Annotated in this window: 2 protein-coding genes; both read left to right on the forward strand. The window is 37.5% G+C overall.

The window, feature by feature from the left end:
* Nucleotides 1-236 precede the first annotated feature (236 nt).
* Entirely contained in the window at nt 237-521 is a 285-nt protein-coding gene (locus tag CJF42_RS25955; protein ID WP_095369365.1) for a helix-turn-helix domain-containing protein, read from the forward strand.
* Nucleotides 511-1,554 carry a type II toxin-antitoxin system HipA family toxin gene (locus tag CJF42_RS25960; RefSeq protein ID WP_095369366.1) on the forward strand — a complete coding sequence of 348 codons (1,044 nt, stop codon included), beginning with the start codon at nt 511-513 and terminating at the stop codon, nt 1,552-1,554. Before CJF42_RS25955 ends, CJF42_RS25960 begins: the two co-directional genes overlap by 11 nt.
* Nucleotides 1,555-1,560: the final 6 nt, after the last annotated feature.

Raw genomic sequence — 1,560 nt, forward strand, 5'->3', positions numbered from 1 at the left:
CTTCAGGCGTACTGTTTTAAAACTAAAACTGAAGCCAAACCTACAAAAAACACGTAAACTAAATAATAATGCCCGGAGCGTGCCCGTAGGCGGGATTTTTATATCTAGAATATTGTAAGAGTAATTCGGAGCGCATTGCCTACAGCGCCCAGCACTAACACAAAAGGACTCTATAATAGCCTTTATTGTGATTTTAATGCTAGAATAGATACTATAGAGTCCAAGAACACACCGCTATGAACTTTAAATTAAATATAAATAGCCCATATGATACACAACTTGCTTTTGCAGAAAAATTAAAGCGCTTACGCAAACAAAAAAAATGGTCCCGTGATGTTTTATCTGAGTACTCTGGTGTACCTACTTCAACAATCAAAAAGTTTGAAACTACTGGTGAAATTTCTTTCCGCCAATTTTTATTACTTGCCGACAAACTCATGATGTTAACTAAGCTCCATAATTTGACCAAAGATGAACCTAATTCACCAAACTCAATAGAGGATGTACTCAATGCTAAATAGCCCTCTATACGTAAAACGCACACTAAGCGATGGTAAAAAAATTGATGTTGGAATTTTAGCTGAAAATTCATCAGGAAGTTATTTTCAATATAACGCTGAATATTTATCCCAGCATTCGAATTTATCACCTTTCACACTAGAATTTAATGATGAACTACAAAAAGCACCACGACAGCCACATTATGGCGTTCACGGAGTTTTTGGCGATAGCTTACCTGATGGCTGGGGTTTGTATTTAATGGATCGCGTATTTAGGCAAAATGGAATTGCTCCTGGAACAGTATCTGTATTAGAGCGCTTGGCATATGTAGGAGATAGATGCTCTGGCTCAATGAGTTTTGAACCGCAAAGCCATGAAAATGAGCATAACCCTAAATCAACAATAATTGAACTAGGTAAAGAAGCGATAAAAGAATTTGAAGGTGATGAATCTCAAATGGTAGCACAACTTGCCACTGGAGCAGGATCAGGCGGTGCAAGACCTAAACTAAATATTACAATCAACAACAATTTAATAACCACAGATATAAACGCGTCTGGCGAAAAATGGTTAGTAAAGTTCACCTCAGAAAAATTCGACCTAGGACATAACGAATCCTTAGTCGAAGCAGCCTATATGGAAATGGCGAAAGACGCGCAAATAGAAGTCCCAGAATTTAAATTAATCAACGTGGGTGATGGTACACACTGGTTAAGGCAAAAACGCTTTGACTGTACTGAACACGGTAAAATACATATGCATTCAGCATGTGGTTTGCTTGATGCCAGCTTTAGAGAACCTAGCCTAGATTATGTTGATTTAATAAAAGTCGCCAATATATTGTGTGGTACAGCAGCCGCAAAAGCAGTATTAGATCGCGCACTATTTAATTTTTTAACTGTTAACCAAGACGATCATACTAAAAATTGGGCTTTTTTATGTGGTGATGATGGTAAATGGCAACTTAGCCCGTTTTACGATATTGTTTATAGTCCTTCCCCATACAAACAGCATATGATGTCCTTTAATGGTGAAGGCTGCGTAATAACATGACTTTGA

The sequence above is a fragment of the Pseudoalteromonas sp. NBT06-2 genome (assembly GCF_002276045.1).
GTDB lineage: Bacteria > Pseudomonadota > Gammaproteobacteria > Enterobacterales > Alteromonadaceae > Pseudoalteromonas.

What these genes read in the sequence shown, in the direction of transcription:
- CJF42_RS25955 (WP_095369365.1), top strand. Translation starts at nt 237, where the DNA reads ATGAACTTTAAATTAAATATAAATAGCCCATATGATACACAACTTGCT.
- CJF42_RS25960 (WP_095369366.1), top strand. Translation starts at nt 511, where the DNA reads ATGCTAAATAGCCCTCTATACGTAAAACGCACACTAAGCGATGGTAAA.